The organism is Microvirga sp. BSC39 (assembly GCF_000739015.1).
In the GTDB taxonomy this organism is placed as follows: Bacteria; Pseudomonadota; Alphaproteobacteria; order Rhizobiales; family Beijerinckiaceae; genus Microvirga.
In genome coordinates this window covers 169,129-190,497 of record NZ_JPUG01000060.1, presented here as the reverse complement: position 1 = coordinate 190,497, position 21,369 = coordinate 169,129, and the positions used below count along the sequence as shown (strand labels likewise).

19 protein-coding genes and 3 pseudogenes are annotated in these 21,369 nt (G+C 60.1%); 8 read left to right on the top strand and 14 right to left on the bottom strand.

Features of this window, described 5'->3' with window-relative positions; translation table 11 throughout:
- Positions 1–152: 152 nt before the first annotated feature.
- Positions 153–518 (top strand): hypothetical protein, encoded by a 366-nt coding sequence (locus MA07_RS10945; protein ID WP_036350393.1) that lies wholly within the window; start codon positions 153–155, stop codon positions 516–518.
- A 364-nt stretch (positions 519–882) separates the two neighbouring features.
- On the opposite strand, the gene recA is transcribed toward MA07_RS10945, so the two are convergent.
- Positions 883–1,929, bottom strand: coding sequence for a recombinase RecA (gene recA, locus MA07_RS10940; RefSeq protein ID WP_052003064.1), 1,047 nt, complete (start codon positions 1,927–1,929; stop codon positions 883–885).
- Positions 1,930–2,418: 489 nt separating this feature from the next.
- Here recA and MA07_RS10935 point away from each other — a divergent pair, with 489 nt between their 5' ends.
- Positions 2,419–2,652: a helix-turn-helix transcriptional regulator gene (locus tag MA07_RS10935; protein ID WP_036350392.1), complete on the top strand. Its 234-nt coding sequence runs from the start codon at positions 2,419–2,421 to the stop codon at positions 2,650–2,652.
- A gap of 183 nt (positions 2,653–2,835) precedes the next feature.
- Positions 2,836–3,075, top strand: a complete 240-nt coding sequence (locus MA07_RS28940; RefSeq protein WP_081928918.1) for a hypothetical protein — start codon at positions 2,836–2,838, stop codon at positions 3,073–3,075.
- 274 nt (positions 3,076–3,349) lie between these two features.
- On the opposite strand, the gene MA07_RS10930 is transcribed toward MA07_RS28940, so the two are convergent.
- Positions 3,350–5,107, bottom strand: coding sequence for an adenylate/guanylate cyclase domain-containing protein (locus MA07_RS10930; protein WP_244445231.1), 1,758 nt, complete (start codon positions 5,105–5,107; stop codon positions 3,350–3,352).
- Between the two features lie 181 nt (positions 5,108–5,288).
- Here MA07_RS10930 and MA07_RS10925 point away from each other — a divergent pair, with 181 nt between their 5' ends.
- A complete protein-coding gene (locus MA07_RS10925) occupies positions 5,289–6,374 on the top strand; it encodes a pyridoxal-phosphate dependent enzyme (RefSeq protein ID WP_036350388.1) in 1,086 nt (361 codons plus the stop codon).
- Positions 6,375–6,653: 279 nt separating this feature from the next.
- Positions 6,654–8,411, top strand: coding sequence for an adenylate/guanylate cyclase domain-containing protein (locus MA07_RS10920; protein ID WP_036350386.1), 1,758 nt, complete (start codon positions 6,654–6,656; stop codon positions 8,409–8,411).
- 637 nt (positions 8,412–9,048) lie between these two features.
- On the opposite strand, the gene MA07_RS10915 is transcribed toward MA07_RS10920, so the two are convergent.
- The 10 genes from MA07_RS10915 to MA07_RS10870 form a co-directional block, all read right to left on the bottom strand.
- Complete coding sequence (locus MA07_RS10915) at positions 9,049–9,255, bottom strand: hypothetical protein (RefSeq protein ID WP_036350384.1); 207 nt, start codon at positions 9,253–9,255, stop codon at positions 9,049–9,051.
- Between the two features lie 966 nt (positions 9,256–10,221).
- Positions 10,222–10,455, bottom strand: a complete 234-nt coding sequence (locus tag MA07_RS10910; RefSeq protein ID WP_036350382.1) for a hypothetical protein — start codon at positions 10,453–10,455, stop codon at positions 10,222–10,224.
- 19 nt (positions 10,456–10,474) lie between these two features.
- Positions 10,475–11,602, bottom strand: a complete 1,128-nt coding sequence (locus MA07_RS10905; protein WP_244445230.1) for a GTP-binding protein — start codon at positions 11,600–11,602, stop codon at positions 10,475–10,477.
- Positions 11,583–11,912 (bottom strand): hypothetical protein, encoded by a 330-nt coding sequence (locus tag MA07_RS10900; RefSeq protein ID WP_036350378.1) that lies wholly within the window; start codon positions 11,910–11,912, stop codon positions 11,583–11,585. Before MA07_RS10900 ends, MA07_RS10905 begins: the two co-directional genes overlap by 20 nt.
- Before the next feature lie 53 nt (positions 11,913–11,965).
- On the bottom strand, positions 11,966–12,847 hold the full coding sequence (locus tag MA07_RS10895) for a polysaccharide deacetylase (RefSeq protein WP_036350376.1): 882 nt from the start codon (positions 12,845–12,847) through the stop codon (positions 11,966–11,968).
- A gap of 45 nt (positions 12,848–12,892) precedes the next feature.
- Entirely contained in the window at positions 12,893–14,251 is a 1,359-nt protein-coding gene (locus MA07_RS10890; protein WP_036350374.1) for an amidase, read from the bottom strand.
- A 372-nt stretch (positions 14,252–14,623) separates the two neighbouring features.
- Entirely contained in the window at positions 14,624–15,136 is a 513-nt protein-coding gene (locus MA07_RS10885; protein ID WP_036350372.1) for a hypothetical protein, read from the bottom strand.
- 252 nt (positions 15,137–15,388) lie between these two features.
- Positions 15,389–16,804, bottom strand: coding sequence for an alanine/glycine:cation symporter family protein (locus MA07_RS10880; protein ID WP_036350370.1), 1,416 nt, complete (start codon positions 16,802–16,804; stop codon positions 15,389–15,391).
- Between the two features lie 336 nt (positions 16,805–17,140).
- Positions 17,141–17,857, bottom strand: a complete 717-nt coding sequence (locus MA07_RS10875) for an IS6 family transposase (RefSeq protein ID WP_036350368.1) — start codon at positions 17,855–17,857, stop codon at positions 17,141–17,143.
- A 151-nt stretch (positions 17,858–18,008) separates the two neighbouring features.
- Positions 18,009–18,596: a cupin domain-containing protein gene (locus MA07_RS10870; RefSeq protein WP_036350366.1), complete on the bottom strand. Its 588-nt coding sequence runs from the start codon at positions 18,594–18,596 to the stop codon at positions 18,009–18,011.
- 193 nt (positions 18,597–18,789) lie between these two features.
- Between MA07_RS10870 and MA07_RS10865 the strand changes: the two genes are divergently transcribed.
- The 3 genes and pseudogenes from MA07_RS10865 to MA07_RS10855 form a co-directional block, all read left to right on the top strand.
- A complete protein-coding gene (locus MA07_RS10865) occupies positions 18,790–19,284 on the top strand; it encodes a fasciclin domain-containing protein (protein WP_036350364.1) in 495 nt (164 codons plus the stop codon).
- A gap of 114 nt (positions 19,285–19,398) precedes the next feature.
- Entirely contained in the window at positions 19,399–19,821 is a 423-nt protein-coding gene (locus MA07_RS10860; RefSeq protein ID WP_052003063.1) for a response regulator, read from the top strand.
- A 161-nt stretch (positions 19,822–19,982) separates the two neighbouring features.
- Positions 19,983–20,273 (top strand): annotated as a pseudogene (locus tag MA07_RS10855) (IS6 family transposase); the annotation flags it as partial.
- Positions 20,274–20,300: 27 nt separating this feature from the next.
- Here MA07_RS10855 and MA07_RS10850 read toward each other — a convergent pair.
- Positions 20,301–20,694: pseudogene (locus tag MA07_RS10850) on the bottom strand (phosphoenolpyruvate carboxylase); the annotation flags it as partial.
- A 271-nt stretch (positions 20,695–20,965) separates the two neighbouring features.
- Positions 20,966–21,324 (bottom strand): annotated as a pseudogene (locus MA07_RS10845) (transposase); the annotation flags it as partial.
- Positions 21,325–21,369 lie beyond the last annotated feature (45 nt).

Sequence of the window (21,369 nt, the reverse complement as noted above, 5' to 3'; positions counted from 1 at the left end):
ACTGCCTTTACGGAACTCACCATCTACCTGGGATGTCCCCGAAGACAAACAGGCCTCCCAACTCGGCCCGCAGGCTCGCTTGTTCTGCCACCCACTTTGCTAGATACTCGCCTCTGCGGCTCTTCCATTCCGCCTCTACGGAAGGATCTAAGATGGCCTCTGTGATTGAAATCAAACGGTTTGAGAGTCCCGACCAGTTGCTCGATATGAAAGAGCACGGCCGAATTTCCATCATCAAGATGGCCGATGGCACGGCCGGCATGCACGCGATCTTCGAACCTGGTTGGACCTGGGAAGCCGACGAGAAGCCGCTCCTTGGATCGCCTGACTCCTGCCCAATGCGTCATACCGGCTACTGCATCGGCGGTAAGCTTGTCGTCCGCATGATTGATACGGGGATCGAGACGCATATCAGTGTGGGTGACTTCTTCGAAATCCCGCCTGGCCATGATGCTTACGTTGAAGGCAACGACCGCGTGGAGTTGATCTTGTTCGCCCCCCCTGAACACCAGCACTGAAGCGCCACTCGGTCAGCCCAAGAGGGGCCATGAACTGGATCGTGTCCCTTTCATCGCAGTACTGCTGGAGTTCTCGTGGCATCCCATTCGACAGCACCCTTGGAACTGCCCGAAGTGGAGGATCACATGACGCTTTTAAAGAGATGCGTCGCAAATTTGGCTAAGGGACGATAGGGGCATTAAACGGCCCATGAGGCCTTATGCGGTGAGAGCCTCAAACTGGTCGGAGAGTGACAGCCGAAGGTTACAGGCATATTTCGCCTATTGCTTACCTCTCATGTGGACCAACTCGATCACAAAGTTACCCCAGCGGGGGAGCGGTGTAAAACATTGGTCCAGCCGAACCGGTGTTCTATGTTCAGGCTTACGCTGCATCCTCATCCACCGGAGCACCGTCTGTATCGTTGGCCTGCAACTCATTAATCAGCAGACCGGCGTTCTGCCGGATCTTGGCCTCGATCTCGGCCGCAATCTCGTGATTGTCCTTCAGGAAGGTCTTGGCGTTCTCTCGGCCCTGGCCGAGCCGCTGGCTGTCGTAGGAGAACCACGCACCTGACTTCTCGACCACGTTAGCCTTCACGCCGAGATCGATCAGCTCGCCCATCTTCGAGATGCCCTCACCGAACATGATGTCGAACTCGACCTGCTTGAAGGGAGGAGCGACCTTGTTCTTGACCACCTTCACCCGCACCTGGTTACCGATCGGCTCGTCCCGATCCTTCAAGGTTGAAGTCCGGCGAATATCGAGACGCACGGAGGCGTAGAACTTCAGCGCGTTGCCGCCCGTAGTCGTCTCAGGTGAGCCGTACATGACGCCAATCTTCATGCGAATTTGGTTGATGAAGATCACCATCGTCTTAGTGCGGCTGATCGAACCGGTGAGCTTCCGCAGGGCCTGGCTCATCAGGCGGGCTTGAAGGCCAGGACGGCTCTCGCCCATCTCGCCCTCGATCTCGGCCTTTGGCGTCAGGGCCGCAACCGAGTCAATGACCAGCACATCGACAGAGCCGGAGCGGATCAAAGTATCGGCAATCTCAAGCGCCTGCTCGCCATTGTCTGGCTGGGAAATCAGGAGATCATCAAGGTTCACACCCAGCTTTCGCGCATAGGCCGGATCGAGTGCGTGCTCGGCATCGATGAACCCACAGACGCCGCCTGTCTTCTGCGCTTCGGCAACGGTTTGCAGTGCCAGCGTCGTCTTGCCTGACGATTCCGGTCCGTAAACCTCGACGACGCGACCTATCGGAAGGCCACCCACACCCAGAGCAATATCGAGCCCGAGAGAGCCAGTCGAAATCGTCTCCACCTCAATGACCTGACCGCTACCGAGGCGCATGATCGAGCCTTTTCCAAAGGCACGCTCGATTTGGGCCACCGCTGTTTCGATAGCCTTGTTCTTGTCGATGCTCATCACAGTTCCGCTTCTGTAATTTTTGAGTAATGACTCTATCGCAATCAAACTCTGAGCGCCAGAACAAAGCGCGAACTAGGATAAATTGTGAGCATTATTCTCAGTTAAGCTTTCATCTATATTGGAAGATCGACAGGCCAACATCCTGTGGCCGTCAACTTTATGGCGTCTTGCCTTCTTGGGATCGTTGGGATGAAGGCGCTTTATTGCAATCCCCATCAAGGCTCCCCTCGTATTAGGAAGGACTGCCCCATATCCAACGACAAGCATCGAAGCGGTTCCCTATGTAAGCTCCAAAGCTGTACGTGAACGTTATTCGATCCCCGTTTGCTACGTGTCGACAAATACAGCCATGCGTCCGGGCTCACGCAGCAAGTCCCCCTAGACGGGCGGGAGCGAGCATCAGTGCGCTCTCCCTTGGTTGCTGTGACATATCCGCAGCATGGACAGCTCGTTTTGTGTTAGATTGGGATTCTGGAGGAGACGACGATGGTTGATGTCTTCCGCGTACCGATGGATGTTACCTATGCGATCGCCGGCGGCGAGCCCGCCTTGATGGCCTACCGTCGATGGAGAAACATCTCGCGCGATGACCTCGCCGCAAAGAGCGGCATTCCCAAGGGAGATATCGAAGCTATTGAGGAAGGCAACAAGGATATCGAGGAGGAGATGCTCGAAAGCCTCGCAACGGTCCTCAAAGTGCCTCAGGATCAGCTGATCTAAAGCCCCGCTACCTTGATTGGCGAGCTCTGTACAAGGTGGAGGAAAGCCGTTGCTAAATTCTCATGAGCTAAGGATGTGGTGTGCTCTGAGAACATCAGAGCGGAACCTTCTGGAACAGCACTTGACAGCCACTCTCTGAGCTCAAGACAAGTCGTATTGTGCTGTATTGACGGAGAAGCTGCTGTGGATGCGGTCGTGACGCCTGTGAAGTTCAAACCAGGCATTCGGGCGTTGAGCGACAGGCTCGGGCGGCCTCTAGGAACAATCACCAAAACTTCTCCATCGCTATTTGTCATCAATGCAGATCGCAACTCCGGACTGTTCAACATGGCAACGGCTAGCTTCCCGTCGCTCGACAGCGTTATGTCGGCCATCACAAGCCACATCAAGGGCGAGTGTCAGCTTTCCAGCGATGATGAATGACGTCGTGCCGTAGGGCTGAGATCGAAAACGGGACGCATGCTGGGTTAGCCCGAGATCATGGAGCCTGGGTATGCCGAGCTCAGAGGGCGGCACCAGCCTTCTATGCGACTCGTTCCACTGCACTGGCGACGGCTTCGGGATCAAGGTGATGCACCATGTGACCGAGCCCCAGCAGGGCGATGAACTCGCTCTGCGGCAGATCCCGATGCAGGCACTCCGACTGACAGCCAATCGGCGTTCCAGTCAGACGGTTCCGCCGGCTCAGGCCGCTGGCTCAGGCCTCCGGCACGCCAAGCTTGCGCAGGTCGTCGGCGATCCGCTCCAGCGTGTCCGGGTCGAAAACCATCGCCTCCTTGAAACGGGCAATCGTGAAGTCGGGGTAGGTCGCCGCCAGCGCATTAAGCGATGCCTTCGCTTCCTCCTCCCGCCCGGCGGCCAGCAGAGCCGGGGCCAGATTGCGGTGAATCCAGAGCGCGTTCGGCCGCTCATGGAGCGCGCGCAGGAACTCGTCGGCCGCTTTCGCGGACTGCCCTGCGACTTGGAAGGCAGACGCAATGCCGACATGATTGTTGAAGTTCATCGGATCAAGCGGGCTCAAACGCAGGGCGCGCTCGAAATACACGTGCGCCGCCTCCGGCCGACCGGAGTAGACCTCCAGCCAGCCGAGACGGCTCAAGGCCCAGGCAGCATTCGGGTCCAGTGCGACGGCGCGCTCCAGCAGCACGCGTGCAGTGCCAAAGTTGCGCGCGAATGTGTGGACGGCACCGAGAACCGCCAGGATCAACGGCTCGTCGTTTGACAGTGTCGCGGCCCGTTCGCCGAGCGACAGCGCCCGCGCCTTGGCGTCGCTCACATCCGTGACCCAGGAATAGACCGAGCGCTGTGCCCAGCACCACGCGGCCAGGGCAAGCGCCAGTGGGTAGTCGGGATCGATCTCGAGGGCCTTGTCCAGCAGCGCGAGCGCCCTCTCGGCTTCCTGCTTCTCCAGTGCCCAGACACGCGGCATCGCCTGCATGGTGTAGCCGTAGGCGCCCAGATCCTGCGGTCGCTTGCGCCGGACCCGCTCCACTTCGGCCAGCCGGATCGATGGTTGCAGCGCACCGGCAACCTGCTCGGTGATGCGATCCTGCAGCTCGAAGATGTCGTCGAGCGCGCCATCGTATTTCTCGGCCCAGATGTGAGCGCCGCCCGCCGTCTCGATCAGCTGGACGGTGATGCGCACGCGGCCACCGGCCCGCTGCACCGACCCCTCGAGGATATAGCCGACGCCCAGCTCGCGCCCGATTTCGCGCACGTTCTTGTGCCTACCCTTGTAAGTAAATGCCGAGTTGCGGGCGATGACGAAAAAGCTGCGGATTCGGGAAAGCGCCGCCGTGATCGACTCGACAACGCCGTCCGCAAGATACTCCTGCTCAGGGTCGCCAGACATGTTGTCGAAAGGCAGCACGGCGATCGAGGGCCGCTCCGGCACCTCACGTGCCTCCTCCCCGGCTGCACCCGTCGTCCGAGCCCCACCTCCTGCAGCCGACCAGCGGAAAACCCGCACCGGAGCGGCGATGTTCTTGAGGCTCTGTTCACCAGCGTCCGTGAACTGCACATCCACACGGGTGGCGGCATGCTCATGGGCCGTTGCGCTGAGGACGACCTCCCCCGGGCCGGCCACCTCTTGCAGGCGGGCGGCGAGGTTGACGCCGTCGCCATAGATGTCGCTGCCTTCGATGATGACATCGCCCAGGTTCACGCCGACCCTGAGCTCGATCCGGCGCTCCGGCGGCGATCCCCCGTTGCGGGCTGTCAGCGCCCTCTGGATCTCGACGGCGGCGTTCACGGCATCAACGACGCTTGCGAACTCGACGAGCGCTCCGTCGCCCATCAGCTTGACGACGCGACCGCGATTGTCAGTGACGATGGGCGCAAAGATCGTTCGCCTGATTTCGATCAGGTCGCGGAGTGTCCGTGTCTCGTTGATGCCCATCAGGCGCGAGAAGCCCACAACATCGGCGGCCAGCACCGCCGCGAGGCGTCGCTGCACCCTACCACTTCCCGGTGTTGCCGCGTGTGACACCTTGCCCGCCTCGCTTGCCTCACCTCAAGACGCCAGAGTAGTTCGCGGATGCGGCACTGACAATCGCCGCACTCTGCGGCGCTCCGAAACTCCTGGACGGCTTCCGCCCAGTTCACTACCCTGAAAGGGGGCACGAGGAGGACCAGCCATGGACAACCCGAAGCCTTCGATCCGGACCACCGACGGCCGCGGCAGGCTGTTCGAAAGCATTGTCGACACAATCGGCGATACCCCCTGCATCCGGGTCAACAATCTCGCGCCCAAGCATGCCACGATCTACATCAAGGCAGAAGCCTTTAACCCTGCGGCCTCGGTCAAGGACCGGCTCGCCATCGGCATCATCGAGGCGGCGGAGCGCTCGGGTGCGCTGAAGCCCGGCCAGACGGTTGTCGAGGCGACCAGCGGCAACACGGGGATCGGGCTGGCAATGGTCTGTGCCCAGAAGGGTTATCCGCTGGTCGTGACCATGGCCGACAGCTTCTCGGTCGAGCGGCGCAAGCTGATGCGGATGCTCGGCGCCAAGGTTGTGCTAACGCCACGCGCCGCCAAGGGCTTCGGGATGTATCAGAAGGCGGTGGAGCTTGCGGAGGCGAACGGCTGGTTCCTCGCCCGGCAGTTCGAGACGGAAGCAAACGCCAACATCCATGAAGCAACGACGGCGCGCGAGATCCTCAGCGACTTCAGGGACCGGCGGCTGGACTACTTTGTCACTGGGTACGGCACGGGCGGAACCGTCACCGGCGTGGGCCGGGTGCTGCGTCGCGAGCGGCCCGAGACCAAGATCATCTTGACCGAACCGGCGAACGCGCAACTCGTCGGAAGCGGTCGCGCGCAGGGCCGCAATGAGAAAGGCGCCCCGGCCGAGAGCCATCCTGCCTTCGAGCCGCACCCGATCCAGGGCTGGACCCCGGACTTTATTCCGCTCGTGCTTCAGGAGGCGATCGACCACGAGCTCTATGACGAGCTGATCCCGATCAATGGCGCCGAGGGCATGAAATGGGCCAGGATGCTGGCCCAAAAGGAGGGCATCTTCACCGGCGTCTCGGGAGGCTCCACGTTCGCGGTCGCCATACAAGTGGCCGAGAGAGCGCCCGAGGGATCAGTGATCCTGGCCATGCTGCCCGACACTGGCGAGCGCTACCTCTCGACGCCGCTCTTCGAGGGGATTTCAGAGGAGATGACTGAAGAGGAGATCGCATTATCGCGATCGACGCCAGGATTCCAGATGGGCTAAACGCTTTGGCACCGGCAATGCTGGGGTCACGACAAACAGAGCTTTTAAGCGTGACTGTGTGGAGGACTGTTAACAGCCTTAGTACGGAATTTGGGCTAAGTTCGGCCGCATGCCACGAGCTGACATCGCCACATGTGAGCGGCGTGCCTCGCCCTGTCTGGCTCCAGCTCCTATAACGATATGAAGCTTCGATCCGGGCGCTGTGCTACGTCCTTGCTTTGGAGTACCTTGTCGTCTGGCACCGATGCGCACCATCGTCCAGAGGAGGCCTTTGAACCCATGGAGATCGCGTCGAAGCGGGTGGAGAGACGGCTCGCGGCGATCTTTGCGGCCGATGTCGCAGGATACTCCCGCCTTATGGGCCAGGACGAGGTGGGAACCATGCGAGCTCTCACAGCCCACCGTGAGGTCATGGATCGGCTTATCGGGGAGCATGGTGGGCGCATTGCCAATACGGCAGGTGACAGTGTTCTCGCTGAGTTCCCCAGCGCTGTTGACGCTGTCATGTGCGCTGGGGAGGTTCAAAAGACCCTAAGGGATTTGAACGAAGGTGCGGACAACAGGCGTCCGCTTCACTTTCGCATAGGGATCCACGTTGGTGACGTGATGGTCCAAGGTAGCGACCTCCTGGGTGACGGGGTTAATATCGCAGCGCGTCTTCAGGCATTGGCAGACCCTGGAGGCGTATGCGTGTCGGACGAGGTTCACCGGCACGTCAGAAAGATCACCTCCCTCACGTTCAAAGACTTAGGGGAGCAGCAGGTTAAGAACATCGATGAGCCTGTCAGAGCATTCGTGGCAATGCTTCTGTCTGCTGACCCAAACGAGCAACTATCTGCTCTTCAAGGAGCAAGTCTTCCAGCCTCACGCGCGAGGCCCACGATTGCGGTCCTACCCTTCGCAAATCCCGGAGGTGATCAAGGGGAGGAGTATTTTGCGGACGGTATGGTCGATGAAATCATCACCGGCCTTGCTCAGATTCACTGGCTGACAGTCATTGCCCGAAACTCCAGCTTCGCCTTCAAAGGCCGAACCTCGGATATTCGCCAGATCGCACGAGAGCTGGGAGTACGCTATGTGCTGGAGGGCAGTATCCGGCGGGCGGGAGATCGGGTTCGGATCAGCAGCCAATTGGTTGAGGCCGAGACAGGCGGGCACCTCTGGGCGAACCGCTTCGACGGCTCTCTCGCGGACGTGTTCGAACTACAGGACCAGATTACTGAGGGAGTAGTGTTCGCGCTTGAACCGACGCTGCGCAGAGCGGAGATTGCACGCGTCAAGCGGAAACGCCCCGACGATCTTGATGCCTACGATTTTTACCTGAGGGCTGTGGCTCACATGTACGAGACGACACCACAGGGCCGAGAAGCGGCGCTCGCGTTTGTTGGACGGGCATTGCTGATAGACCCGAACTACGCTGAAGCGCACGGTGTCGCAGCTTGGTGCTATCTTGCTAAGACGCTCTGGGAAGGTGGACTATCCAGCGATCACCGCGAGAGTGCGCTTCGGCACGCGCGTGCCGTACAGGCGCTCCAGAGTGAGGATGCTACGACTTTGGCACATGCTGCTATCGCGCTGGCACTTGCAACGCGAGATCTCGAAGCCGCCCTTGAAATGATAGACAGAGCACTTGCATTGAGTCCCAACTCCGTCCATGCCCATGATCATGGAGCGGTGATCAGCACCTGGGCTGGTCGGTATGACAGAGCCCATGCGCTTGCAGACAGGGCATTGAGACTATCGCCGTTCGACCCACTTAGCGTCATGGCGTTTGCTGCCAAGGCAGGAGCCTTCTTGATGCAGGGGCAATACAACGAAGCGCTGAGCAGTGCTCGGAAAGGGCTCCAGATCTATCCAAATCACACGCCCTCGTTCCTGATCTCGATCGCCAGCCTCATGCGTCTTGACAGGGTAACCGAGGCGCGGGCGATGGCTCATGAGTATATGAACATCTACCCGGGATACCGGATACTCAAACGGTGGCCCGTGCTTGAATACTTCTGTGACGAACTTCGAGGTGCCGGCCTTCCCGAGTAGTTGGGCAACAGTTGCCGCCGAGGGCTCATCACATGAAAGGAGTGTCACTTTATTTGGTTGGCCTAAAGATTAAAAGTGGAGTTTCGGAACAGGTCGGCTCGCTCCTACTAGTCCGCTCTTGGTTGCAGCTCATGACCGCCCCTGGTTGAACTTACTGTCCGCAATCTGTACCCGCTGACAAGCGGCGTCTCTTACGGGGATTGAGAGGAACAGGAGCCCACACAATGTCCGTTGTGGTTCATCCCAGGAAATTCTCTGGCCCTCAGGAACGTCCGGTGTTCGCAGGTTGAGCGGACATTCCTCTTAGGTCAGTCCCGTGCCATTTGAAGACATTCCAGGATCCCAGTATCTCACACGCCAAAGCCTCAACGGCATGCGAATAGAATTCCGCGGAAGGCCCTCATGGAGCAGGCTTGAGGGTCGAGCGCCTTGGTGTCACTGCTCGCGTCTGTAAGCGGGCTTCTTGAACGTTGGAGCTGGCATCACGAGCCGGGGAGCCGGCCTCCTGGCTGTATAGTCCTCCCGGGTGTTGAGAATAGCCATGGCCCGAGCCACCGTGTCCTCAACCCGTCGTGCAAACCCACAGATCGGTAGCCTCAGCATTGCGGCTCTCCTGTCAAGAAAAGGGAAAAGACGGTCATCTGGCCGTGACGAACAGCACCTTGCCTGCTGCATCCGTGATCACGGGAGCCCGGCCCTTCAGGAACTGCTTGGAGAGAACCTCAGACCAAAGCGCTAAGGTCAGCTCCGCATCTTCTGAACTTGTGATTTCCGGCAGATCCAGACCTGTCGCATCCAAGATCAAGCGGTCTTGGATGCTTGTGTGAAAGAAGTAACGCGGCATGGTGCGACTCTTGTGATGCCCAACCCAATCTCTGGACGCTTGGGAAGCTTCACCACCACATAGATTAAGGTTGGACTTCGAATGAGCGATCAGGCCGAAAGACTGTTGCCACGCTTAACCTAAGTAGAGACAGCCGTATAACCTAAGTGGAAGTCGCCGCTGGGCCATTGGCGACGATGAATACACTGGCGAGATCTTGTGCGGCGCCCCGGCCTAAATCTTCGGCCTCGCTTTACTTAGGTGAAGGCCGTGGCCCTGCGATGAGCGCACTCTCAGGACCGTGGATTGCTCCTTCTTGGCCATTGGGATCGATCCGCCTCCAACGACAAGCAAGTCAGCTCCTGAGAGAACTCCCCCGTCGATTGCCCCTCGACGGGGGAGTTTTCACGTCGACCGCTCGCCCGGGCGCGCCGAACCGGGTGATATCTCCGGCCGCGATTAACCTAAGTGGTGGGACGGTTAGAGCAGGCACGTATGTTCGGTTTGCCCGATTTTGGGCGCTTCCTCCTGAGACTTGGCTCCCTCCTGCTCCCTCAGCGGCGAGGGAGCATTTTTCGTGGAGACGGATGCACCGAACAGGAACTAAAGTGCCCAGCGCGAAGAGGCATATAGGTCTGTGATTTCGCGCAACGGGAACTACGGAACGGTGGCAAACGCGAACCGTGTTGGAACAGCTAGAGTCAGCTCTGGGTCAGGAACCGCCTTTTAGCGTGGATGAATAAAGGTCCGCTCATCGCGAAATTGCGGACCTTTGGCTACCAGCGCAAACTGACTCGGTGTTCGCGCGGATTGCGCGAGTTTTGTCTGGCGTTACCCGGGAGAGAATTAGTGCAGGGCTGCAGACGCGAAAAATTGATAAAACCCTTGCCGGTATAATGGTTTGAGGTGGTGAGCGCGCTGGGCCTCGAACCCAGGACCCTCTGATTATAAGTCAGGAAGTCTCGCCATAGGGTGCTCGGCGGCCATTCAGTGGCCCGGCAGGACCAGGATCTTCGGGCTCTTCGGCAATGTGGCGCGTGAGAGGGTGACGACAGCCGTGTCGCTGAACTCCACCGGAAAGTGCTTCCGGGCAGAGGCAAGAAAGCGGTTGAGCGTGGAGGAGCCGAAGAAGTGCATCGGGATCATCAGCGGGGCATTGATCGCCCGCAGCACCTCCATCATGTCGAACGTCTCCAGCGTGTAGCCGCCGTCCACCGGCACCCACTATCAAACCGCGGGATCAAACGCCTAGTGCGTCGTACTTTTCCGTCCATGATTGTTTCTGTGCGCGCAAGAAAGTGGACATCGACTGCTCGATGATGGTGTGCTCGAGACCATCAACGATGAAAACGATCCGCGAGCGGCGATCCTCATCAGGCCACTGGACCATGTGAACCGGCGGATGAACAAGATGCTGGACGCCGTGTATGGCCACTGGAGCCGGTGAGTCCGCGACATTGAGAATCCCTTTCACGCGCAGAATCCTGGCTCCATGCCGGTTGAGCAGCATGGTCAGCCAGATCCCGAACACTGTCCAATCAAGTGGAGCATCGAAGACCAGCGAAAAGGCATGAATGCTGCCGCTATGGCAGCTGAAGTCATTCCCCTGCCCTCCATCACCGCCGGCGCCGTCGAGGTCCTGCGCAGGACGGTTCTGCCTGCCCAACTGCCATCTGCCTTTGATCTCAGCAGCGAACCAGCGCTGCGCCGTCTCGCTCTTGCCTGCGAGTTCAAACACGTCATGGGAGAGCAACCCCTCTGCATCAAGCGGTTCACGCGGGGTGCGCCAGAGCGGGGCAGACGGGTTGAGCTGACGGATCCGCGAAATGAGCATCTCGACCGCAGCTTCCTCGGTCAAATCCGTTTTCGTGATGAACAGCCGGTCCGCCACAGCCACCTGCTTGGCATTCTCCTTCTGAAGGGCGAGCTGGGTTTCACCATTCACGGCATCGACGGTCGCAATCACATTGCCCAGCCTGAAGTGATGCTTCAGCACCGGATCGGCATGGACAGTTGAGAGGATCGGGAATGGATCGGCAAGCCCCGTGCTCTCGACCACCAGCCGCCGGAAGAACGGTATGCGTCCCTGTTCGCGCTTGGAATGCAGGTCCTTGATTGCGGACGAGAGCTCCCCCCGGATCGTACAGCATAGGCAGCCGGACTGCAGAAGCACCATGGTCTCGTCGATGCGCTCCAGCAGATGATGGTCGAGACCCACTTCACCAAACTCGTTGATCAGGACAGCCGTGTCGGAAAGGGCGGGTTCCCGCAGCAGGCGCTGTAGCAGGGTCGTCTTGCCGGAACCCAGAAAGCCGGTGATCAGATTGACCGGAATCAATGCCGAACTGTCAGTCATGCGCCGCCTCAAGCTGGGCGATCAGCGCCGGATCGAGAGGGTCGCAGAGGCGACCGGTCAGCTTCTCGGCCTTGATCCACAGGTGGGCGAGATGATCAACTATCTCCGTCTTGCCAGTAGCGGTGGACAGCAGAAAGGCGGAACCCTGCCAGTCACTCAGCTTCAGACCGTAGAACTTCAGTACCCGATTAGCGCACTGCACGCGTCGCATGCGCTCGCGCCGCCGCTCCGCGGCATCCGATTGACGGCTGAACACTCCTGGACGGGCGATGGCGTCCGTCCAGTGATCGGCATTGCCCAGTACGCCGCACAGCGCACACATGGTTCACTCTCTCCTCATGCGGCAGCTTGGCAAGTCACGGGAAGCTACCGGGCTCATTTCTGCCGCGGAAAGCGCTGGGCAAAGTCATCGGCGATCTCGTCCATGGTGACGAAGCGGACGCCTGGATGGCCAATCATGTGGTGGTAAAGGCGCTCCAGCATCATCAGCACCTGCGGTCGCCCGGACACATCCGGGTGAATCGTGATCGGGAATACTGCATAGTCATACTCGCGGTAGACCCAGTCGAACTGGTCGCGCCAGAGTTGCTCGATATCGCGCGGATTGACGAAGCCGTGGCTGTTCGGCGAGGCCTTGATGAACATCATCGGCGGCAGGTCGTCCAGATACCAGCTCGCCGGGATCTCGATGAGGTCCGTCTCCTCGCCACGAACAAGGGGCTTCATCCATTCGGAAGCCTTCTTCGAGTAGTCGATCTTCGTCCAGCGGTCGCCGACGCGCACGTAGTACGGCTGGAAATCATGATGCATCAGCGAGTGATCGTACTTGATGCCGCGTTCGAGCAGCAGCTCGTTGGTCACGGTTGAGAACTCCCACCAGGGGGCGACATAGCCTGTGGGACGTCGGCCGGAGAGCTGAGTCACGAGCTCGATGCACCTGTCCAGAACCTCGGTTTCCTGCTCTCGGGTCATCGCAATTGGGTTCTCGTGGCTATAGCCATGGATGCCGATCTCGTGGCCTGCATCGGCGACTGCCTTCATCTGCTCCGGGAAGGTCTCAATCGAATGGCCCGGGATGAACCAGGTTGTCTTGATGCCGAATCGGCCGAAGAGCTGCAACAGGCGCAGGCTGCCGACCTCACCCGCAAACAGGCCACGGGAGATATCGTCCGGTGAGTCCTCGCCGCCGTAGCTTCCGAGCCAGCCTGCGACGGCATCAACGTCGATGCCGAAGCTGCAGAGAATTTCCTTCGCCATGGGTGCTTCTCCTCCGGTGTGATATTCAGACCAAAATGGTTTAAGCTATCCTGCCCCGCTACGGATGAAGCCCTCCGCCGACAGCGCCGCTGTGAGCAGATGATCATCCCGTCCAGGGCCGCCCGACAGGAGGAAGCCCGTCGGCATCCCCTCCGCATCGGCTCCGTTGGGTATGGATATCCCACACCAGTCGAGAAAATTGCTCAGAAGCGTGTTGCGCAGCGTCTTCATGTTGGTGCGCACGAAGAGATCGTCGTCGGCTTCGAGCGCATCGATAGGCGGCGCTACGTGAGCGACTGTCGGATAAGCCACGAGCCAGCCCTCCTCCAGCATCGCCGCCGTTTCCGCCACGAGCCTGCGGCGTGCTTCCATAATGGCGATATACGCAGCGAGCGGCGTCGCAGCCGCTGGCCTGATCCGTGAGGCGACACGCCGGTCCATCCGGGTCGCAGCTTCCCCCTCGACGCGTTCCCTGTGCAGCGCGTAGGCCTCTGCATTCACGATGGGACCATGCTGCGAGTTTAGCGTAAGGACTTCATCGAGAGCGGGTAAGGCTCGCCGCTCGATGTGTGCCCCGGCGTTCTCTAGGCGGGTTAGCGCGGTCTCAAAGTTCGCGATGACAGCCGGCTCGCATTCGTCGAAGACCACATTGGTCGGCACGATCAGGCGCAAATCCTTCACGCTGCCTCGCCGGAGATCGGGGGCAGCCAGCCCTCGGGCTGCGGCATCGACGAGAGCCGCATCAAGCACGCTTAGGCAAAGAACCCCGAGCGTGTCCAGCGTGTGAGACAAGGGATAGGCGCCGCGCATCGGCCAGCGCTCGCCGGAGGTCTTATAGCCGACGATGCCGTTGAACGCGGCCGGGATGCGAACCGACCCGCTCGTGTCGGTCCCGATAGAGATCGGCACCAGCCCTCGCGCGACGGCGACGCCCGATCCGGACGAGGACCCGCCCGGCACTCTTCGCTGCCCGTATGGATTGACCGGAGTGCCGTAGTGCGGGTTGAGACCGATCCCGGAGAAGGCGAACTCCGTCATGTTGACGCGTCCGATGCTGACCATGCCCGCTGCTTCGAGCCGCATGACGATGGCGGCGTCGTCAGCGGTCGGTGGGGCGTCGGCAAGCAGGCGGGATCCCGCAGTCGTCGGCAGGCCCGAGAGGTCGAAGAGATCCTTCCACGCGACGGGCACGCCGTCGAGCCATCCAAGGGGGCGTCCGTCCCGGTGCCGAACTGCGGCGGCTTGTGCTGCTGTGCGCGCCCGCTCTGGTGTTGTCAGCCTGAAAATGGCTGGGTCGTCACAGGCGTCGACGGCAGCCAGTGTCTCGTTGATGGCGTCGGCTGCATCGACAACGCCTGCTGCCAATTGCGCCGCCCACTGAACGGCGGAGCGGTGGGCCGGCATAGAGCTGAGTTCCCTGCCCATGATCCAACCTAAGCTATGATGGGTTCCTGTTCGTCCAGGTGAGCAACATCAGGAAAGCAAGGGCAGAGTCGATGCGCCAAGTGCTACGATGCTCAACGGGACGTCCCCCGCCAAGTTCCATTGGCTCGCCCCTCGGATGGTGTGGCGAGCACAGGATCAGATCGGGCTGAATTCCTCCGCTCCGGCACGGTTCCTAACAAAGACGAGCGGGCTCAGATAGCATCGAAGATGACCCCGTGCCCTTTGCCCTGCGCCTTCCAACCGCCCGACAGCGTCAAGGATCGACAGGGCCATGGCGGTCAGGATACTGAACCTATCGAGTGGCTGTCGCTCGGAGCTTCCCCCATGCGCTCAGCGGACTTTGCGGCTGCGCTCCAGGACAGGCCGGTGTCCTTCGGCATCAAGGGCGCCAGAGGGTGCGATGCCGTCGTTCGGCACCGGCTGCATACCCTCGTCAGCTGTTCTCGAAGACGGCCTGTCGGTGGCCGGATCACCGGCAGCCTGTTTCATGGCCAGGGCCTGGCGCGCATTCGACATCAACTCCTGCCGTGCGCCCGAGACGCGACGACGCTCTCTTTCCTTGCTGGTGCGTTTGAGGGCTGCGGCCAGCATGGCGCCCTTCTCCTTTGTGCCGCTGTTGTCCGTGGCTGGTCGCGTGCCGGACGGTGCCGCCTTGCCTCTGACCTCCCGCCGCTGCTGGCGGGAAACGTCGCGGGCACGGTCCCGCTGCTCGCGCAGGCGCTTGATCAGGTCAGACAGATCACTATCGCTGAGGCCCTGAACAGCTGGATGGTGTGTCTGCTGAACAAGTTCGTGCTCATGACTGCTCAGCAGTCGCGCTTCGTCCCTGCGGGTGCGTGACATTGGGCTCACCATTTTCGACAAAATGATAGGATCAACCCCATCAGCCAGGGAAGGTTGCGGTACGCTGAAAGCCGTAAGGTCCGCGGAGCCCGCACGTTCTATGAGCGCAGCTCGACCTGAATCGGCATTGGTAGTGATCCTGGTCAACACCCCGACCGGTAGGTGCCGGCTAAGAGTCCCCCAACACCGGACTATGTGGCGTGGCCCCAACAGGCGCGATCCCGGCGCCAATGAGCCTACATTTTGTCCCGCTCAGTCTTGACGCCAGACCCCGGTCCCAATCCGGGCGGGCAGGTGTGGGTTCGCTTTCGAATTGAACAACGGGGTGCCCTTCGGCAGGGCCTGCTCGTAGTCCGCCAGAGTCCCAAAGGCCCACCGCCCGAGGAGAACGATGGCGGTCAGGTTGACCAGCGCCATCAAGCCCATGGCGACATCGGCTAAACTCCACACCGTCGGCAGCTCGCCCAGGCAGCCTCCGACGACCGCAAGCAACACGACCACCTTGAAGATCTGCGTCATCGGCATTGAGGCGCCGAGATAGGTGAGATTGCCATCCGCATAGGCGTAGTTGCCCAGGATGGAGGAAAAGGCGAACAGGAAGATGGCTAGCGTCATGAACAGGGTGCCGAAGCGGCCGAACCACTCGGATACGGAGGCCTGGGTCAGCGTCGCACCTGCCACAGCCGTCGGCTGGGCCGGATCGTAGACATCCGACACGAGGATAATGAAGGCTGTCGCCGAGCAGATGATAACGGTGTCGACGAAAACGCCCAGGGACTGGATGAAGCCTTGGGTCGCCGGATGCGCAATGGTGGCCGTCGCCGCGGCATTGGGGGCGCTGCCCATGCCCGCCTCGTTGGAGAACAGGCCACGCCTGACCCCATTCAGAAGGGCGGCCGCAACGCCCCCGAATGCGCCGGCTGCGGCCTGATCAAAACCAAAGGCGGACCTGACGATCAAGGTGATCACCCCTGGCACCTCGTTGACACGGAGCGCGACGATGATGATTGCCAGCGCAATGTAGGCCAGGGCCATGATCGGCAGCAGCCATTCCGCCACACGGGCGATGGCCCGCATGCCGCCGAACAGCACCGGAGCCGCAAGGACCACCAGACCTATGGCGGTCACCAGCGGCGGAATGCCATGGGTGGAGCTGAGGGTGTCGGCAATGGTGTTCGCCTGCACGGCGTTGAAGGTCAGCCCGAAGGTAAAGATCAGCAGGATGGCGAAGACGCTGCCCCAGAGCCGGGACCCCAGCCCGCGCTCAATATAATAGGCGGGCCCGCCGCGGAACGTGCCGTCGGGCTGCGGCACTTTGAAGAGTTGGGCCAGCGTGGCCTCAATGAAGGCAGTCGCCATGCCCACGAGGGCCACCATCCACATCCAGAAGATCGCTCCCGGGCCCCCGAGGGTCAGGGCAATCGCCACGCCCGCGATGTTGCCGGTCCCCACCCGCGACGCGAGGCCGATGCAGAAGGCCTGGAAACCCGAGATCCCCTCCCCGGCCCCGCTGCGGGAATGGGCCAGGGCTGCCCAGAACCGCCCGAACAGGCGGAACTGAATGAACCGAGTTCGGATCGTGAAGTAGGTGCCGGCCCCGAGCAGGACATAGATCAGCAGGTAATCCCAGATCAGCGTGTTGGCCCATTGGATCGCGGTGTCGAACATCGGGCGCTCTCAGCATGGGGAAGGCGGGAAACCATGGCTGCGGTCAAAACGCCCTCACTCCTGCTTCGTTCAGAAAATGGGCTCAGTAAGCCATTACAATTTGTGCCCGCGTGACCCAGGCAACAATGTTGAAAGCAGTCCGTACGCTTGGTTGGTTCCCCGAACGCACATGTCAAGGAGACAAACAATGCTGAAGATGCATTTGGCGGCAGGCCTCGCCGCGACCGCCCTAATGGCCGGATCGGGTCAGGTGATGACCCAGATGCCGCAGGACCTGATGCGGGTTCCGTTGCAACTCCTGACATAGGTCAAGCGAAGGCCAGACAAGGGCGCAGGTTATGCGGCTGCGCCGAACAGGGCAGCAATGAAGTCGGGTTGAGCGCTCATGTCATTCGCTGGTGCACCTACAACCTGTCCCTTGCGGAACATCGCCATTGCCTCATAGCCGGCAATCGTCCACGAGGCAGACACGAGGCTCTTGAAGCCCAGCCCCGGTCTGACCAGCCGCATGATGCGCCGGTGATCCTGCTCGACGATGTTGTTCAAGACCTTCACCTGTCGGAGCTTGGCAAAGCGCCAGAGCTCCCTACCCCGCTCCATGGTTTTCGTCGCAATGGGGTAAGCGGCATTCTTGTCGACCGTGATCCTGCGCCGACTGACCGTGTGCGACTGCTTCATGGCCTTGCGGAAGAACCGCCGTGCGGCAGTTGCATCCCGCTTGGGTGAGAGCAGAAAGTCGATGGTCTGCCCAGCAGCATCAACAGCCCGGTACAAGTACACCCATTTGCCCTTTACACGAATGTATGTTTCGTCCACGCGCCAAGAGCCGTTTGTCATCCGGAGATGCGGACGAACCCGTTTGTCGAGTTCAGGAGCATAGGCTTGGATCCAGCGAAACAGGGTCGTTTGGTCCACCTTAACGCCGCGGTCAGCAAACATGCACTCGAGATCACGATAGCTGATCGGGAACTGCAGGTGACAGCGCCCCGCCCACAGAATGATCTCGGCCGTGAACTGCCGGCCCTTAAACGGGGTCTTCTTGCCTGCTGTCAACACGGAGCCCCTCTCAACGCTCTCACCGTCATAGCCCGGGCAGAGGAACCTTCAAAGCTGCAACAGAACCCTTTGATCTAGCTTGCCCTGTTTGGGAAGGCTCCGTCATCTGACGAGTCAGTGATACAGCGGATTTGAGCGGCCCATTAACCTACTTGGGCGCGGTTACCACAATCGCTGAGCATTCGGAGGTTCCCTCTCCCCGATAGCTGTGCGGCGCACCCGAATCGAAATACATGGCATCGCCTTCCTCCAGAACGACATCATCTCCAGCAATGCCGACAGCAAGCCGTCCCTTGAGCACATAGATCAGTTCCGCTCCAGCGTGCTGGTGCGGCTCAGACGTGTCTGATCGCGAGGGGAACTCTGCATAGAATGCCTGAAGTTTGCGGTCGGTGACCGGAAAGTCGAGACTCTCAAAGAAGTAAGACGGGATAGCGTCCCCAGCCCGATCTGGCAGGCGGAGCCGATCCTTCTTCCGGACGACTGCAATGGTTGGCCGCTCCGACGCCTCAGCAAAGAAGTGCTCCAATCCGACGCCGAACACCATGGCAATGCGCAGCAGCGTCGGCAGCGTAGGAAAAAGCTGACCACGCTCAATCTTTGAGAGCATGGCGGGTGAGAGGCCGGTGTGCTCCCCAAGCTGCACAAGGCCGAGCTTCTTCTTCAAGCGGAGCGCTCGGATTTTTGGGCCGATTCGATACTGCTCCAGCCCAGCGGTGAGGGTATCCGACAGCATGACGGCACTCCGTTTTCTTCAGGATCAACTGAATGGTCCCATCTTCTACCACAGTGAAAATGAAAGTTCGCCACACGAAATAGTGAGTTGTAAGAAAACCGATTTGACCCACACTCAACTCACGAGAGCCAGCGTGGTGGTCTCATCGGTTGCCGTAAGGGACCGTCCAAACCCACGCACAGGAGCACGAGCTATGAAATTCGAGATTGCAAATCTGGCTTTCGCCGCAATAGCTACGCTTGGTGTGGTGGCTGGCGGGGCAACCGCTGCCCACGCAGCCGAACAGGACATCGTTGATACAGCCGTCGCGGCGGGCCAGTTCAAGACTCTGGCGGCTGCGCTGGGTGGAGCCGGTCTCGTGAGCACCCTCAAAGGTGCAGGGCCTTTCACCGTCTTCGCTCCGACTGACGCGGCATTCGCCAAGTTGCCTGCCGGAACAGTTGAAAACCTGCTGAAGCCGGAGAACAAGGACAAGCTGACCGCCATCCTGACCTATCACGTGGTCCCCGGACGCGTGATGGCGGCTGACGTTGGCAAGGTGCAAGAAGCCAAGACGGTCAACGGTAAGATGCTGATGGTGAGCACTAAGGGCGGCGGGGTCATGATCAACGACGCCAAGGTCACTGCCACCGACATCACCGCAACGAACGGCGTAATCCACGTGATCGACAGCGTGATCCTCCCCTAAACCAACTAATAGGATTGGCTGGAGCGCCGGAGTGGCGCTCCAGCCATGGCATCGCGCTACAACTCCCCTCCAGCCCTACGAGCCGTCAGACTGGCCAACGCACCAGTGGAACCCATGTCCACCATGACTGCACACACATCTGTTCAGCCCTTCTGCGTGATCATTGAGGATCAAGCCCTCATTGCCATGTCCTTAGAGGCTTACTTTGAGGATGTCGGCTTTGCGGTGCATACCTTGACCTCAATTGCGCAAGCGCAAGCATGGCTGAAGGACAACACACCCGAACTCGCCATCTTGGATTTTATGCTCAGGGATGGTCCAGCAACACAGATTGCAAGCGAGCTTCATAGTCGCGGCGTTCCGTTCATCGTCTACTCGGGATACGCCCGGCATCTTGGGGTGCCAACCCAACTGCAAGAGGTGCCGTGGCTTGAAAAGCCCACCCGCCGTGAAGACTTGTTGCACGCGCTTGTTGCGCTACCGCCCAAAAGCACATTTATTGCTGCTCTAAGCCCTCCGCCATCGGCACAGAAATGATCGAACTGGTATTGAGTCTTGGTGAGTGTCCGGGGCTCAAGGTACGGAGCTTTATGTGAAACGCTCTGCTTTTGATCGGATCCGTTATCCGCAGCAGGATTGGCACCGTTGCATTAACCTCGGCCGTATAGCGAGGAGCGGCTCATCAAGGATCCCCTCCCGTGTCTCTGTTCAAGCGCTGTCGCTTCCCGGTTGAGATCATCCTGCTGTGCGTGCGCTGGTACTGCAAGTATGGGATCAGCTATCGCGACCTCGCCGAGATGATGTCCGAGCGCGGTGTCGCCGTTGATCCAACCACGATCTTTCGTTGGGTTCAGCGCTATGCCCCGGAGATTGAGAAGCGGGTGCGGTCCTACCAGGGACGTCGCTCAGGTTCCTGGAGAGTGGACGAAACCTATGTGCGGGTCGGCGGACGCTGGAAGTACCTGTTTCGTGCGGTCGACAAGCACGGTCGGTTTTTATTGAGGGATCATAACCTGCTACCCGCTGTTGCGTAGGCCGGCTGCGATGCCGTTGATGGACAGGTGAAGGCCTTGCACGACCTGCTCATCAGTGTCGCCCGAGCGGTGACGTTTCAAGAGTTCGACCTGCAGGTGGTTGAGCGGATCAAGATAGGGAAAGCGGTTGCGGATCGAGCGTGCCAGCAGCGGATTGCGGTCGAGCAGCGCCTGCTGGTTCATGATCGACAGCACTCGTCTGATCGTGTCCTCCCACTCCCGCCTGATGTGTGGGAAGATCGCCTTGCGCAGATCCTCGTCCCTCAACCAGCTGGGCATAGCGGGAAGCGATGGCGATGTTGCTCTTGGCCAGAACCATATCCATGTTCGACAGCAGCGCCTGAAAGAAGGGCCATTCGCGGTGACCCTGCCGAACCTCCACTTTGTGCCGCTACGCCAAGGTGTTGCGCTTGTCTTGAAAAAGGACAATCTTCGGCGCCGATTCACAGACCCTCAACCCACGGTCGGTTCATCACTGTCGACAAGCTGGACATCCCTGGACTTTTCACAGCCTGATACCTCCACTTTGGCATACAAAGGCCGCTGGGGGGGCGTTCACCGCATCATAACCTTCAATACTGCTTCAAGCGGAACGGCACGACCCTATTACGGGTCCCGGCTGCTTCCATACAGTTCTCGACCGCACGCTCGGGCGTCTTGATGGCCACGAACGACATGGTCGGCCGCTGCACCGCCTCCGCAATGGCTTCAGCATCGCGATAGTCGTTCTTGTGCCCCTTCAGAAACGGCTTAACGTACTGGGCTGGGATCAGGCGCACGTCATGGCCGAGCGCTTGCAGTTGCCGGCCGATGTGGTGGGCCCCGGCGCAGGCTTCCATGCCGATCAGGCACTGGGGGATATTGGCCAGTCGCTGCGTGAGCTGGGACCGGGAGAGCTTAAGGCGCAGCACGATGGCGCCGCGCTCATCCTGACAAGGTGGAAGCTGTTCTTGCCCAGATCGATGCCCAGGGTGGCGATCGCAGAAGAGAAAGAAGACTGTGTCATGGGACGTGCTCCTTGCGTGGCTCAAAGCCCCACAGCTTACGGGCA

Excerpts from the sequence above, each read along its gene's own strand:
- MA07_RS10935 (WP_036350392.1), top strand. The coding sequence starts at position 2,419 with ATGGTTGATGTCTTCCGCGTACCGATGGATGTTACCTATGCGATCGCC.
- MA07_RS10870 (WP_036350366.1), bottom strand. The coding sequence starts at position 18,596 with ATGCTGTCGGATACCCTCACCGCTGGGCTGGAGCAGTATCGAATCGGC.
- MA07_RS10925 (WP_036350388.1), top strand. The coding sequence starts at position 5,289 with ATGGACAACCCGAAGCCTTCGATCCGGACCACCGACGGCCGCGGCAGG.
- MA07_RS10900 (WP_036350378.1), bottom strand. The coding sequence starts at position 11,912 with ATGTGTGCGCTGTGCGGCGTACTGGGCAATGCCGATCACTGGACGGAC.
- MA07_RS10895 (WP_036350376.1), bottom strand. The coding sequence starts at position 12,847 with ATGGCGAAGGAAATTCTCTGCAGCTTCGGCATCGACGTTGATGCCGTC.
- MA07_RS10890 (WP_036350374.1), bottom strand. The coding sequence starts at position 14,251 with ATGCCGGCCCACCGCTCCGCCGTTCAGTGGGCGGCGCAATTGGCAGCA.
- MA07_RS10880 (WP_036350370.1), bottom strand. The coding sequence starts at position 16,804 with ATGTTCGACACCGCGATCCAATGGGCCAACACGCTGATCTGGGATTAC.
- MA07_RS10860 (WP_052003063.1), top strand. The coding sequence starts at position 19,399 with ATGTCCACCATGACTGCACACACATCTGTTCAGCCCTTCTGCGTGATC.
- recA (WP_052003064.1), bottom strand. The coding sequence starts at position 1,929 with ATGAGCATCGACAAGAACAAGGCTATCGAAACAGCGGTGGCCCAAATC.
- MA07_RS10920 (WP_036350386.1), top strand. The coding sequence starts at position 6,654 with ATGGAGATCGCGTCGAAGCGGGTGGAGAGACGGCTCGCGGCGATCTTT.
- MA07_RS10865 (WP_036350364.1), top strand. The coding sequence starts at position 18,790 with ATGAAATTCGAGATTGCAAATCTGGCTTTCGCCGCAATAGCTACGCTT.
- MA07_RS10915 (WP_036350384.1), bottom strand. The coding sequence starts at position 9,255 with ATGCCGCGTTACTTCTTTCACACAAGCATCCAAGACCGCTTGATCTTG.
- MA07_RS10945 (WP_036350393.1), top strand. The coding sequence starts at position 153 with ATGGCCTCTGTGATTGAAATCAAACGGTTTGAGAGTCCCGACCAGTTG.
- MA07_RS10885 (WP_036350372.1), bottom strand. The coding sequence starts at position 15,136 with ATGTCACGCACCCGCAGGGACGAAGCGCGACTGCTGAGCAGTCATGAG.